14 protein-coding genes are annotated in these 15282 nt (G+C 44.0%); 5 read left to right on the top strand and 9 right to left on the bottom strand.

Features of this window, described 5'->3' with window-relative positions; translation table 11 throughout:
- Positions 1–68: 68 nt before the first annotated feature.
- From HFD85_RS11240 to HFD85_RS11225, 4 genes are all read right to left on the bottom strand, one after another.
- Positions 69–1355, bottom strand: coding sequence for a nickel-dependent putative hexonate epimerase (locus tag HFD85_RS11240; RefSeq protein WP_167609197.1), 1287 nt, complete (start codon positions 1353–1355; stop codon positions 69–71).
- Between the two features lie 118 nt (positions 1356–1473).
- Positions 1474–2553 (bottom strand): PfkB family carbohydrate kinase, encoded by a 1080-nt coding sequence (locus HFD85_RS11235; protein ID WP_167609193.1) that lies wholly within the window; start codon positions 2551–2553, stop codon positions 1474–1476.
- A 38-nt stretch (positions 2554–2591) separates the two neighbouring features.
- Positions 2592–3443 carry an SDR family oxidoreductase gene (locus tag HFD85_RS11230; RefSeq protein ID WP_206081944.1) on the bottom strand — a complete coding sequence of 284 codons (852 nt, stop codon included), beginning with the start codon at positions 3441–3443 and terminating at the stop codon, positions 2592–2594.
- 14 nt (positions 3444–3457) lie between these two features.
- Positions 3458–4486, bottom strand: coding sequence for a substrate-binding domain-containing protein (locus HFD85_RS11225; RefSeq protein WP_277345453.1), 1029 nt, complete (start codon positions 4484–4486; stop codon positions 3458–3460).
- A gap of 339 nt (positions 4487–4825) precedes the next feature.
- Between HFD85_RS11225 and HFD85_RS11220 the strand changes: the two genes are divergently transcribed.
- Positions 4826–6235 carry a Gfo/Idh/MocA family oxidoreductase gene (locus HFD85_RS11220; protein WP_167609188.1) on the top strand — a complete coding sequence of 470 codons (1410 nt, stop codon included), beginning with the start codon at positions 4826–4828 and terminating at the stop codon, positions 6233–6235.
- A gap of 354 nt (positions 6236–6589) precedes the next feature.
- On the opposite strand, the gene HFD85_RS11215 is transcribed toward HFD85_RS11220, so the two are convergent.
- Together HFD85_RS11215 and HFD85_RS11210 are read right to left on the bottom strand one after the other, a co-directional pair.
- Positions 6590–7201, bottom strand: coding sequence for an aminotransferase class IV (locus HFD85_RS11215; protein WP_167609185.1), 612 nt, complete (start codon positions 7199–7201; stop codon positions 6590–6592).
- Complete coding sequence (locus HFD85_RS11210) at positions 7182–8153, bottom strand: aminodeoxychorismate synthase component I (protein ID WP_167609182.1); 972 nt, start codon at positions 8151–8153, stop codon at positions 7182–7184. Before HFD85_RS11210 ends, HFD85_RS11215 begins: the two co-directional genes overlap by 20 nt.
- A gap of 332 nt (positions 8154–8485) precedes the next feature.
- On the opposite strand from HFD85_RS11210, the gene HFD85_RS11205 reads away from it, so the two are divergent.
- From HFD85_RS11205 to HFD85_RS11190, 4 genes are all read left to right on the top strand, one after another.
- Positions 8486–9154, top strand: a complete 669-nt coding sequence (locus HFD85_RS11205) for a YggS family pyridoxal phosphate-dependent enzyme (protein WP_167609179.1) — start codon at positions 8486–8488, stop codon at positions 9152–9154.
- A 60-nt stretch (positions 9155–9214) separates the two neighbouring features.
- Positions 9215–10201: a dihydroorotate dehydrogenase-like protein gene (locus HFD85_RS11200; RefSeq protein WP_167609176.1), complete on the top strand. Its 987-nt coding sequence runs from the start codon at positions 9215–9217 to the stop codon at positions 10199–10201.
- 12 nt (positions 10202–10213) lie between these two features.
- Positions 10214–12445 (top strand): PKD domain-containing protein, encoded by a 2232-nt coding sequence (locus tag HFD85_RS11195; RefSeq protein WP_167609173.1) that lies wholly within the window; start codon positions 10214–10216, stop codon positions 12443–12445.
- Positions 12446–12540: 95 nt separating this feature from the next.
- Positions 12541–12705 (top strand): hypothetical protein, encoded by a 165-nt coding sequence (locus HFD85_RS11190; RefSeq protein ID WP_167609170.1) that lies wholly within the window; start codon positions 12541–12543, stop codon positions 12703–12705.
- Here HFD85_RS11190 and HFD85_RS11185 read toward each other — a convergent pair.
- Genes HFD85_RS11185 through HFD85_RS11175 form a run of 3 tightly spaced genes read right to left on the bottom strand, consistent with a single transcriptional unit; the run spans position 12702 to position 15228 of the window.
- On the bottom strand, positions 12702–13682 hold the full coding sequence (locus tag HFD85_RS11185; protein WP_167609167.1) for a PorP/SprF family type IX secretion system membrane protein: 981 nt from the start codon (positions 13680–13682) through the stop codon (positions 12702–12704). The genes HFD85_RS11190 and HFD85_RS11185 overlap by 4 nt on opposite strands.
- A 52-nt stretch (positions 13683–13734) precedes the next feature.
- The gene (locus HFD85_RS11180; protein ID WP_167609164.1) at positions 13735–14679 is read right to left on the bottom strand and encodes a type IX secretion system membrane protein PorP/SprF; all 945 of its coding nucleotides are present in this window, start codon (positions 14677–14679) and stop codon (positions 13735–13737) included.
- 42 nt (positions 14680–14721) lie between these two features.
- Positions 14722–15228, bottom strand: a complete 507-nt coding sequence (locus HFD85_RS11175; protein WP_167609161.1) for a HEAT repeat domain-containing protein — start codon at positions 15226–15228, stop codon at positions 14722–14724.
- Positions 15229–15282: the final 54 nt, after the last annotated feature.

The following is a 15282-nucleotide window of genomic DNA, read 5'->3' as shown; positions in this document are numbered from 1 at the left end:
AAGGTCACTAGTCAATGGTCATTGGTCACTGGGTTGTCTCCTAGTGACAAATGGCCGATGACCAGTGACTAATACTCAAACCGATCGCGGAAAGCCCACAAACCGATCGCGGGATTGGAAATGTAGAACACTTCTTCTCCGTCGGGCATCGTGTTGTAACCGTCTTTTAATTCTGTAGGATCGTATTTGGCCGTCATTTCATCAAAGTCGCCATAAATAAATCCAACGCTCTCAATTTCTTGCTGGGTCAGGTTTCCTTCGGCTTTTCCCGGACAGTAGGTAATGCTGAACCTTCCTTCCGAAGAACCATGAATAAGGTGAGCTGCTGCTCCCAGGTTGTTTCGGAGATCCTCGTTTTCGTCAACCAGTTTTAGCGTGTGTGGAGTCCCGAAGTAGCCATATTTACGGATGAGTTTGTCAATCTGCTTGTCCTCGCCAAATTCTTTAAGCGCCGGAGCCAAAACGATCAGTTCACCATTGTCGGCAAGTGCCATTCGGGTGCGGTAAATACTTTTGTTCCCCAGCCAGGTACTTTTAAATTCGCTTGGATCGAGCCAGACTACTGCTTTTTTGATCGGTTTTTCCACCATTTCAAAATTCACTTCCAGCGAAAGTTTGGCAGCTTTATCAAACACTTCAAAATCGTCGCCGATAAACAGCCCGAAAGTCTGCAATTTCCCTTGTTTATTCAGCCCAACTACAGTTTGTACATATACAATGGGCAGGTGGTTCGAGAAATTCTCGGACGCATAGTTAAACACCTTACGAACCGGAGTATCCGCACGTCCCATCATTTTTTCCATGCCATATGCTGCACCGATATAATGGCTTTTATTAATGCCTTCGGAACCGCCGGTACCCACAAAAATATTTTTGTTGTAGTTGGCCATTCCAACCACCTCGTGAGGAACCACCTGGCCGATGGACAGGATGAGGTCAAAATTCCCTTCAACCAGTAATTTATTCACCTGAGCCGGCCACGGATAATCGACAGCACCTTCCGAGACTTCCTTAATGAATTCGGCAGGAACGGTCCCCAATGTGATCACATCGTTTCGCCAGTCGTGCTCGCGGATGAGGCTGGCGGGCATTTTGCCAAACATGTGGCTGATCTGATCCGGCGTCATGGGAGTGTGAGTGCCCAGTGCAGGCAGTACATCGGTGAGTTTTTCTCCAAAATACTCCCAGGTAAACTCAGTGAGGTCTCCTGCTTTTGAAGGCAGACGCGTATAGTCGGGTGGTACGGCAAGTACCTTATTTTTTGCTCCCATTTTGTCCAAGGCTTCAAAAAGACCTTTCCTAAGATCTTCTCTTGAAAGCGAGGTTTCGGTTGAGCCGTTCTCGTAAAATATCATTTTGTTGGAATTAAGGGCTAAAGCCCGTTTTATTGCTGTTCTGTATTCCCCGGGCTGAAGCCCGGGGCTAGTCATATTCGTTTTTCAAATCTCCTTCGCTTAGAGGTATGAAGTGGCATTACCTTTTCACCCTCGCGTTCCCGCCCCAAATGCTCCAAACCTGTTCTTCGTCGGCAGGTTGAGCATAGTCGGTGAGAAAAGTGGTTGCCATGGCACCGGTAGCCCAGCCAAATTGCGGCCATTTTTCCGGATCCCAACCTTTCAGGATTCCGTAAAGCATGCCGCCTACATAGCCGTCGCCACCGCCAATACGGTCGAGTACGGTAATTTTACGTGGTTCAACCACATGCCAGTTTTCGCCTTCCAGCATAATAGCGCCCCACAGGTGCTCGTTTACGCTGATCACCTCACGCAGGGTAGTCGCAAAAACGGATGCATTCGGAAAGGATTCTTTCACTCTCGTGATCAATCCTTTAAAACCATCAATTTTGGCTTCGAGCCCTTCGCCGCCGGCCGCCGGTCCTTCAACTCCAAAACACAGTTGGAAATCTTCTTCGTTACCAATCAGGATATCAGATACAGAAGCTATTTCAGTAAAATCTTTACGCAATTGTTCTTCGCGGCCTTTCCAAAACGAAGCCCGGTAATTCAGGTCGAAAGAAATACGGGTGCCGTGTTTTTTTGCGGCACGGGCAATATCCAAACAAAACTGAGTGGTCTCGGGCGACAACGCACCAATCAAACCGGATAGGTGAACGATCTGCACTCCTTCTTCTCCAAAGATGCGCTCCAGATCGAAATCTTTTGCGTTCAAGGTTCGGCCTACTTCGCCGGCACGGTCGTTAAAAACTCGCGGCCCGCGCAACCCGTATCCACTGTCGGCAATGTTTATCTGGTGACGGTATCCCCAAGGATCGCCTTGTTCGACTTCGGGGCCTTCGTAATCCATGTGACGGGCACGCAGGTTACTTTTTATGAATGCTGCAATCGGACTTCCTTTTACAAAAGTAGTAAGCACTTTCACCGGCATGCCTAAATAGGATGGAATGCTGGCCACATTGGTCTCTGCACTGGTGGCAAACAGCGTGAATTTATCGCTGGCATGAACGGGCTGTCCGTTTTCAGGAGTTATTCGTGTTCCCATGCTGGTAGGTACCAACATGGCGTATTTGCAATTTTGCTTTAATGTTATCGACATAGTTTATGCTTTTAATCTGTTACTCATACTCTGAATTGTTAAACGCCTCCAAATGCGCTGTACCCGCCGTCAACAGGGATAACAATTCCTGTAATGAAATTCGATACATCGGAGATAAGGAAAAGTGTAGCGCCCTGTAGATCCTCTGGTTCCCCAAATTTTCCCATCGGAGTATTGTCAACAATTTTCTGACCACGCGGCGAATAATTGCCGGTTTTTTCATCCATTACCAGGAAGCGGTTTTGGTGTGTAATAAAAAATCCCGGAGCGATAGCATTTACACGGATGCCCACTTTTGCGAGGTGCACGGAAAGCCATTCGGTAAAATTATTAATGGAAGCCTTCGCCGCTGAATAAGCCGGAATTTTAGTCAGTGGTTTGTACGAGTTCATTGAAGAAATATTCAGTACCACACCCTTTTTCTTTTTCAGCATATCCCGGGTAAAAACCATGGTCGGCAACAAAGTGCCTTTGAAGTTTAAAGCGAACACTTTATCGAATCCTTCCATTTCGAGGCCGTAAAAAGTATCTTCCAGCGAATCGAGGTTTTCTTCCAGAATTTGCTCTACTTTGGTGGTGGCTTGCGGACTGTTTCCTCCTGCTCCGTTGATCAGAATTTCGATCTCGCCCAGTTTTTCGTTGATTTCGGCTTTAGCAGCTATCAGCGATTCTTTGTCAAGTACATTGGCCTCAACACCGATAACCACTGCGCCTGTTTCTGCGGCAATTTCTGCAGCAACCTTTTCGGCTACTTCTTTATTAATATCGGCAATGGCGATCTTTGTGCCCACTGAAGCAATGCCTTTCACCATGGCTGTTCCCAAAACTCCGGCTCCACCGGTTATTACACATACTTTTCCGTTCAGGTCGTTGAATGATAATGGACTCATAATGTTTTATTGGTTTATTTGAATTCTTTGTAATAGTCTACGTTTTCCTTGGTAATGATATCGATGGACGTATAATTTTCCATCTCGATTTCCCGTTTTTGAACAACGCTTCGGAACAATACATTAATAGCGTTATAGCCCTGTTCTTCGGGGCGTTGGCAAATCAGAAACTGAACGAGGTCTTTCTTTAGGAATTCCACATTTTCCTTCACAAGGTCGTGGCCAATTACCATTATTCCTTTACGTCCGCTTTGTTCCAAAAGGTTACCGATGTTGAATACTTTTGAGTTTGTTACAAATATTCCCTTGATGTTTTTGGTATCGATAATTTCCTCAATTTTCTTCATCCAGGTTGGATCATCGGTATCGGGTACATCGGTGGTGAATAAGGTGTGCGGAGTAACTCTCATTTTCAGAAACCAGTCGTAAAAGGCTTTTTCGCGTTGGATGAGGTGGTTCTGGTTATCCATTTCCTTTGCAAAATGCACCACCAGGATATTTCCGTCGGGCAGGATCATGTCGAGCAGCTTCCCCGAAACCAGTCCGCTTTGGTACGAATCCTGACCAATGTAGCTCAGATGACCGGCATCTTTTATTTCAGAGTCGATAAATACAAACGGAATATTCAGCTCCTTCAATTGATCGATAAACAACAATGCCTCTTTTTTGAAGAAAGGAGCAAGAACTACGCCGTCAGGTTGCAGCTCGAGTATTTTCTGACACTCGGCACTAAAACTTTTCGATTCGTTTTGTTTAAACGTAAAAGACTGAACTTGCAGGCCATACTGCGGCAGTTCGGCAATGCGTTTGTTAACTCCTATCACCGGTTTGTTCCAGTATCCTTCTTCCGAAGGTGGCTCGGGCAGGAGGGTGGCAAACAAGGCCGACTTTTTTGAAGCCAGTGTACTCGCCAGAATATTGGGTTGATAGTTCAACTCATCAATAATACTCAGGATCTTTTTTCGGGTGGCTTCTGCTACTTCGCCACGGTTGTGCAATACCCGGTCAACGGTTCCGATCGAGACTTTGGCTTTGGCCGCAATGTCTTTTATACGTATTTGTTTGTTTGATTCGATAACTGACTGTTTTATAAGTTTATAGCTAATGGTTTGAATTAGTATCTTACAAATCTAAAGATTTTTTTTATTTTTCGTGTTCGTACACGGAAATTTTAATTTAAATTATGTGCTGAAATTTTTCGGCGAAAAATATTTTCATTGAAACAGAAAGAAAGCAGTTTGAATCGTCAGTAATTCAAAAAGAAATTTCAGTAAATTGTAACTTTATAGTCTGATATTTTTGCCATTCGATTGTTGCAGCTTAAGTTTAAAACACGAAAACGAACGAAATCAAATCAATACAATAAATCTAAATCAAACGACATGCAAAACCGAAGAGAATTTTTAACGGCCATTGGTACCATTGCAGCCGGTGCCGTTGTTGCCGATCCGCTTAAAGCGTCCATATTAGCCGATTCGAAATTAAAGCTTGTACTGGTTGGAACCGGTATTCGCGGAAACAGTTTCTGGGGGAAACGACTGGTGGATACCTACAGCGACATTCTTGAATTTGTAGCGCTGGTGGATATTAATCCCGGCCGGGTGAAATATGCGGCTGATTATATTGGTGTTGGCCCCGATTGCAAAACCTACACCAATTTTGATGAAATGATAGGGGAGAATTCTCCTGATCTTATCATTGTAACTACACCCGATGCCACGCACCACCAGTACATTATTAAATCGCTGGAAAACGGTGTTGATGTGCTCACCGAAAAACCGTTGACCACCGACGAAGATAAATGCCAGCAAATACTCGATGCCGAGCGCCTGTACAAACGAAAAGTGATTGTTGGTTTTAATTACCGCTGGAGTCCGTATGCCACAAAAATCAAGGAACTGTTGATGAACAAAGCCATTGGCGACCTGGTTTCGGTGGATTTTTCGTGGATGCTGAATACCAGCCACGGAGCTTCTTACTTCCGGCGTTGGCACGGACAACGCGAGTGGAGCGGAACGCTGCTTATCCATAAAGCGACGCACCATTTCGACCTGCTGAACTGGTGGATCGACTCCGATCCTTCGACGGTATATGCTTACGGCGATCTGGAATTCTACGGCAGGCGGCGCGAAAAAAGTGGTGTGAATTGCCGGACCTGCGATGAAAAGGATACCTGCCCGTTTTACTGGGACATTACAAAAGACCAAACGGCATACAACCTGTATGTTAAACACGAGCAACACGACGGATACATCCGCGACAACTGTTTGTTCCGCCCCGAAATAAACATTTACGACAAAATGAACGTGAATGTAAAATATGCCAACAACGTTATACTGAATTACATGCTTACCACCTACTCGCCTTGGGAAGGCTGGCGTGTGGCCTTTAATGGTACCGAAGGGCGTTTGGAAGCCTTCCTCGATATTCCTTACCTCGAAGAAGTTCAGGTGTCGCAGGAGGCATTACATGCTGCCGAAATGGATCAAACGGGGAATGCCGGAACCGATTATAAACCGATTATCCTGCACAAACTTTGGGGCAAGCAGGAAGTTATTGAGGTAGGCTTTAGCCGCGGTGGACACGGTGGCGGCGACGAGCGTTTGCACGACCAGATTTTCCGCAAAGACCAGCAACAGGACGAGTTCCTGCACATGGCCGGCACCCGCGACGGTGCCATGTCGATACTGATAGGTACTGCTGCCAGAAACAGCATCGAAAGCGGCCAGCCGGTAAATGTAGCCAGCCTGACTACCTTGCAACCACGCGCCAAACGAATTGTAAAATCATAGGTTTTAACGAAATACTGAAAGAGCCGGTTGTTGCCGGCTTTTTTTCTATTCGATCAGGTTGCGAGCCACGAGCCACGAGTAGTAAGCCGTAAGTAGTAAGTCTGAGGAGAACAATTTATCAGTTCGGCAATAAAACATTCCCAGTTGACAGTCGCGGTTTTTAGTGTTGTTCTTAAAAGTTTGTGGCAAAGCGCAGAGATAAGTTGGCAGTAGGCAATTAACAATTGGCAAATGTGTAACAAACTAGCAACTCTTCTCAATTTACAATTTATCAGTTTAACATTTAACAGTTTTGTTCCGCATTTACGCATTTACTCATTCCTTTGTTCAATCCTTCAATCCCGGCATCCAGTATCAAGTATCCAGCATCACAACATCTGACATCTCAACCACAGGCATATTCTCCAAATCCTGCATGGCATTGATCAATCCAACCTTGCTGTAGTTAATTATATTGACAGGAGTGACCCGGCAAACTTTTATTTTGCCTTCTGCAATCAGTCGGGCACGTTGGGTGCCGGGCAGCAGGGGAGTGTTGGGCGTCCACCACTGGGTGCCATCCCAGAAAACGGGATTAGCGGTGAAGCTGTCGCTGATGCAGCCATTTTTAACAATCAAAATGTCGTCGCAATCGGCGCGCTGCTCAAAAAGTTGAGTCAAACGATCGCGGTCGGTGTATTTGTAGCTGTAATCGATGGAATTGTCTTCCACCAGTTTCAGGCTTTTTAGGGGCCGGTATTCGTGAGGTACGAATTCGATTTTTTCAATTATTTCAGAATAAATTACCCGGCAACGGAACAATCCGCTTTTTGCCGATTCCGGAATATTAATGACCCCGGAAAGTGAAATGGGCTCAGCATCCGGAAAAAGCTGTTTCCGGGCAATCGCAAAACGGCTTTGATGAAATTCGAGGTTATAGAGTTTGCCGTCGTGGCATTTAATGGTTTCAAGCAAATATCGGGACATACACTTTTTTAATCAGTTCTTCGTATTCTTTTTCGGCCTCGCTCAAAAAGGTGATTCCGCCACCACTTTTGTAAACCAGTTGCCCGCCGCAGTTTTCGATGTAGCGGATCAGCACGCAGCTGTCGAGGTTTTGCCCGTCGAAATAACCAAAAATACCGGTGTAAAAGCCACGCTCGTAATTTTCGGCAGCTTTAATGATCTCCACGGTTTTCTTTTTTGGCGCTCCTGAAATGGATCCCGCAGGCAGCATCGTGAATATAATATCCCCGATTTTTTTAGTGTAATCTCCGGGCAGGTCGCCTGTTATTTTGGAGCTCACCTGGAACAGATCGCGCCGGTTGGTACGTATGCGTTCGAGGTAGCGGAATTTTTCAACGGTAACATTTTCAGCCACCAGGCTCAGGTCGTTACGTATCAGATCGACAATGGTATTATGCTCGGCCAGTTCTTTCGAATCTTTAAGGATCAGTTCTTCCGCATTTTCGATGCCGGCATCCATGGTCCCTTTCATCGGGAAGGAGGCAATTTTGCCGTTGTTGATCTGAACAAAAGCTTCGGGCGAGAAACACACAAATTCATCGCGGAAAAGAATTTTGTAAGGTGCCGCACTGCGCTCGAATATATTGGTCAGCGACAGGTTTGTTTTTACTGGAGTCGGTTGGGTGTAATTCAGCAGGTAGGTGTCGCCGTTGTGGATGTGCTGCTGAACCAGATCGAAGCCTTTCTTATAAGTGTCAAACGAAACCGGCTCGATTTCCCACTGTCCGATCTCAGGATGAACCGGTTCTGTCTTGAAGTTTGATGCTTCGCGGGTTTTCCAAAGAATCCGGTTGCATTCATCCGGCGAAAAGATCTCAGCCCTTTCTCCTTCGAAATCAATCAGGAAAACAAAAGCTTCACCCTCCGCACCCAGTGCGTTCATCTTTTTCGATATCTCCTCCCTTACTTTCATTTCGGCGCAAAGTTAAGAAAAGCTGCGAGCTATGAGCTGTGAGTCGCAAGCTTTGAGCAGGCAGTGTTCAGTGATCAGTTTTCAGTCGCAGTTGAAAGTAGGCAATTAACAATTGGCAAGTCTGAAAACAACAATTTATCAATCCTTCAATCCTTCAGTCCTTCAATTCCTCAATCCTTCAGTCACAGTTTTCAGTCACAGTTTTCAAAAATTATTGTAGCATTCATGCATTTTGTGTTCTGTTCTTCTTCGCCCAGATCCTTCAAATTCTCCGCATTCTTCCTCGGCTATTCCCGTCAATATTGCTATTTTTACAGCAAATTCAGCACAGCATGGATATTGGGAAGAATATTTTAGCAATTACAACTAATTTACCGGAAGGCGTAAAACTGGTAGCCGTTTCGAAAACCAAACCAAACGAGGATATTTTGGAGGCGTACAATGCGGGCCAGCGTATTTTTGGTGAGAACAAGGTCCAGGACCTGACAAAAAAGTATGAGGAGCTTCCCAAAGATATCGAATGGCATTTTATCGGTCATCCGCAAAGTAACAAAGTAAAATACATTGCACCTTTCATTAGCTTGATCCACGGGGTGGATTCGCTGAAACTGTTGAAGATCATCAACAAGGAGGGGCAGAAAAACGAGCGGAAAATAAAGTGTCTGTTACAGTTTCATATTGCAGAGGAAAGCACGAAGTTTGGACTCGATATACAAGAAGCGCGTGATGTACTGGATTCGGAGGAATTTAAGAACTTCGCCAATGTAGAAATCGCCGGAGTAATGGGCATGGCCACCTACACTGACGACGAAACACAAATACGAAATGAGTTTCGGATGTTATACAATATCTTTACTCAGCTAAAAAATGAATATTTTTCCGCTGCCGATTCTTTCTATGAAATTTCGATGGGCATGTCCGACGATTACCCCATTGCAGTGGAAGAAGGAAGCACGATGGTTCGTGTAGGGAGTAAAATATTTGGTGCAAGAAATTATTAGCATTAAAAATCAAAATAGGAGTTTATCTTTAAACTCTGAACATTTAACTTTAAACTAGTTATGGCAAATTTAGAAACAACATACCTCGGGCTGAAACTTAAAAATCCGTTAGTAGCAGCAAGTTCAGGCTTAACCAGCTCGGTTGAAAAAATAAAAGAACTGGCCGATGCGGGAATCGGTGCAATCGTGTTGAAATCGATTTTTGAAGAACAGATCAACAACGAGATCACCAGCTTGATGAAAAATCAGCAGAACACTTCGTATCCCGAAGCGGAAGATTACATCAGGAATTATACGCGCAACAATACCGTGGTTCATCACCTGGAGTTGTTGAAAAAGGCGAAGGAAGCCGTTGATATTCCGATTATTGCCAGCGTAAACTGCATCAGTGCGAAGGAGTGGACCAGTTTTGCCAAAGATTTTGAGGAAGCCGGTGCCGACGCCATTGAACTCAATATCTTCTACCTGCCAACCGACCGACATGAAAAGCCTGGAATGGTGGAACAGCTTTACATTGATGTTCTCGAGAAAGTGAAAAAAGAGGTGAGCATTCCGGTTTCGGTAAAATTTGGTGTACACCACAGCAATATACTCGGCATGGCCGACAAACTAAAAGCCAGCGGTGCTGCAGGGATTGTGATGTTCAACCGTTTTTACGAGCCTGATATCAATCTCGATAAATTGGAACTGACTTCTTCGGAAGTATTCAGCTCGCCCTCCGATATTCGTCGTTCGTTGCGTTGGGTGGGTATGGTTTCATCGTCCATCACCAAATTGGATATCGCAGCTTCAACCGGTATTCACGACGGAAGCGGCGTATTGAAACAATTGCTGGCAGGCGCACAGGTGGCACAGCTGTGTTCTACTTTGTACGTTAACGGCTCAGAAGCCATTCCGGCGATAATTGACGAGATGACAACTTTTATGAAAAAATGGAACTTCAAAAAAATTGAAGATTTCCGTGGTCGTCTGTCGTATAAAAATATTCCTGATCCGTTGGTTTATGAGCGTTCGCAGTTCATGAAATACTTCTCGAACAGGAAATAGCTACCTTAAGCAATGAGGAAGATAAAGCCGGTATTTCTGATCGTTTTTTTGTACATCATTGGAAGTACCGGTTTTGTTTTGGGACAAACCGATGATCCTCCTGTCATTGAAAATAAAAACCAGGAAGCGGTTCAGTATTGTTCTGATCCGGTTGCTGTGGCTCCTTCGATTTCAATTCAAAACATACAGATAGATGAGGAAGGAGAGGGGATGAAAATTTCCATATCGCCTCCATATAAACAGGGAGAAGACATTCTTGAGTGGGATGAAGTCGGCACTTTCAACTACACATGGAATGCAAATAGCGGGTATCTTGAAATAAGCGGAATAGGAACCGATTCTGAGTATGAACTCGCAGTATCTAAGGTGTATTATCACAATGTATCAGCAACACCTTCATCTGGAGTCCGGTCGTTTTCGATCAGCTTAAAAGATGCAGATTATTTGCCGGCGACCAATCATTTCTATCGATTTGTTGCCCATGAATCTATCACATGGACGAATGCACGTTTACAAGCTGCCTCAATGGATTATTATGGATTGCAAGGTTATCTGGCGACCATCCGATCACAAGAAGAGCAGGATTTTATTTTCACCAAAACCGAAGGAACGGGCTGGATCGGCGCAAACGATGCGGATGTAGAAGGAACCTGGAAATGGGTGGAAGGGCCTGACGATGGAGTTGTGTTTTGGTCAGGAAACTTCGATGGAAGTCCTGTGAATGGGGAGTATTCACACTGGGGATCGGGAGAGCCCAATAATCTGAATAATGAAGATTATGCACATATATTGTATAATGTTGGTATCCGGGGTTATTGGAATGACCTTCCGAATCAGGGAACAGGTGGAGATTATACACCGCAGGGATTCTTAATTGAATATGGCGGAATGAAAGGCGACCCGGAGTTAAAACTTTCAGCTATTGCGTATGTGGATGTTCTTGGCAGTGAAAAACCAAAACTTGATGAGACCAAAGTTCAGAACCTGTTTTGTGGTGGAACTACACATGAACTTACACTTGCATTTACGAACGGAAATCCGACTGTTAAACTGGTCGCTTTGGATCCGGAGGTAACAGTCGTTGATGAAATTTCATACAATCCAACTATTACGGTGCCATCATACGGAATTTATTCTTTTCAGTTGGAAATGGTTGATGATGACGGGTGTGAATATGTTGATACCTTAGAAATAGGAATTCACAATCAACCTGAAGCCACTTTTAACCTTGATTCTAATGAATGTTACGGCTACAACCTGCAACTTGAATTTACCGGGATCACGGTGGAAGAAGCAGAGTTTACCTGGTATTACAATTCAGCAGAATTCACTACCGGAACTGATTTGGACAATGTAATTATTCCGCTTGGTTTCGAGAATATTGAACGCACCGTTGCGCTGAAAGTGAATGAACAAGGGTGCAAGGCTACATCTTTACCTAAAGAAGTAAAAGTGAAACCAAATATCTTGGTTTCGGCAGAAAATACGGAAGGATGTTCGCCACTCCCGGTTAATTTTACGGCCAAAACAAGTATTCCTGCACAATCATACCTCTGGGATTTTGCTGATGGTACTTCTTCTGCAGAACAGGATCCTTCGCATAAGTTTGTTAACCCGGATGATGTTCTACTGCCTTTTGATATCAGTTTAACCGTCCTGGATGACAAAGGATGCGAAAACACTGCTGTTTACGATTCGCTGGTTCGGGTTTATCCTGTTCCAAGAGCAGGTTTCGATTTTGAACCCAAAGAGGTTTTAATTACAGACCCTGAAATTACTTTCACCAATACAAGCCACGCTGCTACCGGATATTTCTGGGATTTTGGCGACAGTACATTTACCGATGAAAAAGATCCGATGCACCGCTACGATGCCATGAACATTTACCTGACTTCGCTTGAAGTGACGAATGATTTTGCTTGCGCTGATACAATTCAAAAAAACGTTACAGTTACTTTCGACCGCCTGTTTCCACCAAATGCTTTTTCGCCGAATGCTGCGCTGGAGGAAGACCGGGAATTCAGGATTTACGGAGACGGTGTTTTGGACGAAGGTTATCAATTGTTAATTTTTAATCGCTGGGGCGAAATGATCTTCGAATCGAACAGTCAGAATCTGGGCTGGGACGGTAAAATGAAAAACGATGAATTGGCACCTGCAGGCGTTTATACATGGGTGATTCAATATACCGATTTTACCGGCGAAAAACACAAGCAACAAGGTACGTTAACGCTTCTGATATAGTGGTTTAGGGTAAATAATACGCTTATCTTTATGCATTTTTAACTTGGCTTCATCCCTCATATTTCGTATCTTACGAAGACCAAAAATCGGGTATTATGAGGAGGTTGGATTTGTCAGTTAAAGATGTTTCAAAAGTCAACCACAGGGTGTTTAAAGGATACTCAGTAGTTGCAAAAAACAGAACAGAAAATTTGGAAGAGCATTATGTTGTACCATGGGAAATGACAGAAAAGGAGTGGAAAAAGCCCGTTTATCATTAAATCATCGGTATGAGTAACCTATTGTATAGGTTCTTCCCGCTTTTCGTTCCGAGAAAGAAAGTCAACGAAACTTCATGTGAACCGTGGCTGTAATTCGATAATTTCGACAGGGTATAGTCGAAGCTATATCCAATTTGTAGCTTCTCCCAGGCAAAACCAATCAAAGCAATAATTGCATCGGGCCTTACATCAAGGTTGTTTCTGTACCACCCTCCGAACAGAAATGATTTCTCTATCATATATATTCCTAAATTCAGTTGTTTAAAACTTCCCTGTTGCTGGTAAAGTATATTTGGCGACAACGTAAATTCGCGTGACAACAGTCCGTGATGGAGTTTCCGGCTTCTGTTACCGGCCAGAAGGGTAAATTTCATAGGTACTTTGCCTTTATTGTCGCCTTCCACAATCGATTCATCGGGGCGGGTTAAATGGTGTACACTAATTCCCCAAAACGTCCGACGGTATTGTCCTGCTGCGCCAACAGCAAAATCGGGGTAGCTTTTACTGTCGTCGGAAAGTGTCACGGGAATTGATCCTGTAATTTCACCCGAAACCTGGTCGATATTCGATGGGAAAACCAAACCGTTTACATCAAACTGTTTATAAACGATCCCGCCCTGCAAACCCAGTGTCATAAATGTTTCCATTCCCAGCTGCACGTGATGCGAGTAGCTGATAAAAGCCGATGTGGCATTAATTACATTGTTTGGCTCACGGTCGTAACTTAACTGGAATCCTATTCCCGATTTCAGGTTGTTCAGTAAGCGGTCATATGAAAGTGAATAGGTTGTAAACGCATTTCCCTGTTGGGGCCATTGATTGCGGTAGTTGGCAACCAGCCTTTGTAATTCTGTAGTTCCGGTCAGGGCAGGATTCATAAAAACGGGGTTCGCATAAAATTGCGAATACTCAGGATCCTGTGCATATACGATACCCGGCATAAAGCAAAGAAGAATAATTAGTTGTTTTAGCTTCATGATTTACAAACCCAGTCGGAAAGCCGACCAAATTAATAAAACCATTTAATTTTCAGTGGGGTGCCCATGGATTTATTTTGGAGTAATCAACGCGGGGAACCTTAATTTGTAAAGTAAGTTCGCCACAAATTCCAACACTGTCAGAAATCCCCGGAATACCGGCACCGGCACTAAGATCGATTCGGATATTTCCGCTGCTTATTCCGGCGGTCCCACCCAGACAGTGAATATTGTTTGTAATATCGCTTTGGATAAAAAGCCCGAAAGTATTGTCGGTATGCTTCATGTAGGCGTGAAATCGGGCCGTGGTCCAGTCCTCCTGGTAAAAAACGATAAGTTCAGGAACAAATACAAAGGGCTTTGTTCGTAATCCTTTTTTATAGCCTTCACGGTTTCCCGAAATGTAAAAGGTAAAGTTGGCGGGTATCACTTCTTCTAAATCTTCATTACTACCTCCCAAATTGACTTTTAGCGGATAGCCGGCGGTGAGTCCCCAACGTGCAACCCGGGATTCCCATAATACGGCCAGGCGTGGTTTTAAAAGCAGGTATTGAAAAAAATCAGAGCCAGGAGGATTCGGAGGAGATTCGCTGTTGAGCATTATACCGTCGAGCGAATGCACATAAAGCTGTTTGGTGGCCAGCAGAAAATTGGTATTTACCGCAAATCGAAAATTTCCGTTTTGTGTTTTCTTCGGAACGCCGGAATAAGCAAAACCAAGCTCGTTGGTGCTTATGTTGCGATGCCCGATAATTCCTTGCTGAAAGATCAGCCCAATACCCCCGTTCAGTTTGTTTGAATAGGTATCGTAAGTGATGTAAAGAAGGTTGTATGCTTTTGCACTGTCAACCCGATAATATTGGTTTCCCACATGTAGGTTGGTTTCGTTGTTCATGCCAATAAAGGCCGGATTCAGCAACATGGGATTGGAGAAAGGTTGGAGCAGACTTTCGTTTTGCGATCTTCCAACAAAAAACGAGATTTGCAGAAACAGCACCAACAATATTTTAACAGTGAACTTCAAGACCGTGAGTCAAACTTAGCTGGACATTTTTAACAGTTCTTCAAGGAAATATTGTTTTTGCTCCCCGGCTGATTTTAAGGCACGGGCAATTTTAAGTTTAATAGGCTTTAACTGTTCTTCCGAAGGAAACGTTTCGAGGTTTTCAATAACCGTGAAAGCTTCAAATGCCACTTCCCATTCTTCGTTAATTACGAGGTTGGTGAACACTTCAAAATAAGCACTAAAATCAAGACCATTCTGCCAGCACACTGTGGTAATGTCTTTCCTAATCAGATGAAATTTTTCATTTTGAAGTACATCGATAAATACCGGAATAGTTTCCTTGTCTTTTACCATTCCTAGTAATTTCAATATTTCAGCTTTCACCTCGGATTCCGGCTGTGCGCTTAAAAGTTCGAAAAGTATAGGCAAATAACTGCTGTTTCCGCTTTCCTGGAGTGATTTTATAGCAGAAATAACAGTTTCCGAATTTGTTGAAAATAACTGGTTGCGTGTTGCCTCGTTTATTTTTGGCTGTTTCATGCTGGACAATTTGAATGGCTACAAATTTACATTTTAAAAAACGCTTAAACAAAG

The organism is Maribellus sediminis (genome assembly GCF_011799805.1).
In the GTDB taxonomy this organism is placed as follows: Bacteria; Bacteroidota; Bacteroidia; order Bacteroidales; family Prolixibacteraceae; genus Draconibacterium; species Draconibacterium sediminis_A.
The sequence above is the reverse complement of the archived record's forward strand: the minus strand, read 5'-3'. Positions and strand labels throughout refer to the sequence as shown.

Excerpts from the sequence above, each read along its gene's own strand:
- HFD85_RS11240 (WP_167609197.1), bottom strand. The coding sequence starts at position 1,355 with ATGATATTTTACGAGAACGGCTCAACCGAAACCTCGCTTTCAAGAGAA.
- HFD85_RS11235 (WP_167609193.1), bottom strand. The coding sequence starts at position 2,553 with ATGTCGATAACATTAAAGCAAAATTGCAAATACGCCATGTTGGTACCT.
- HFD85_RS11230 (WP_206081944.1), bottom strand. The coding sequence starts at position 3,443 with ATGAGTCCATTATCATTCAACGACCTGAACGGAAAAGTATGTGTAATA.
- HFD85_RS11220 (WP_167609188.1), top strand. The coding sequence starts at position 4,826 with ATGCAAAACCGAAGAGAATTTTTAACGGCCATTGGTACCATTGCAGCC.
- HFD85_RS11215 (WP_167609185.1), bottom strand. The coding sequence starts at position 7,201 with ATGTCCCGATATTTGCTTGAAACCATTAAATGCCACGACGGCAAACTC.
- HFD85_RS11210 (WP_167609182.1), bottom strand. The coding sequence starts at position 8,153 with ATGAAAGTAAGGGAGGAGATATCGAAAAAGATGAACGCACTGGGTGCG.
- HFD85_RS11205 (WP_167609179.1), top strand. The coding sequence starts at position 8,486 with ATGGATATTGGGAAGAATATTTTAGCAATTACAACTAATTTACCGGAA.
- HFD85_RS11200 (WP_167609176.1), top strand. The coding sequence starts at position 9,215 with ATGGCAAATTTAGAAACAACATACCTCGGGCTGAAACTTAAAAATCCG.
- HFD85_RS11195 (WP_167609173.1), top strand. The coding sequence starts at position 10,214 with ATGAGGAAGATAAAGCCGGTATTTCTGATCGTTTTTTTGTACATCATT.
- HFD85_RS11190 (WP_167609170.1), top strand. The coding sequence starts at position 12,541 with ATGAGGAGGTTGGATTTGTCAGTTAAAGATGTTTCAAAAGTCAACCAC.
- HFD85_RS11185 (WP_167609167.1), bottom strand. The coding sequence starts at position 13,682 with ATGAAGCTAAAACAACTAATTATTCTTCTTTGCTTTATGCCGGGTATC.
- HFD85_RS11175 (WP_167609161.1), bottom strand. The coding sequence starts at position 15,228 with ATGAAACAGCCAAAAATAAACGAGGCAACACGCAACCAGTTATTTTCA.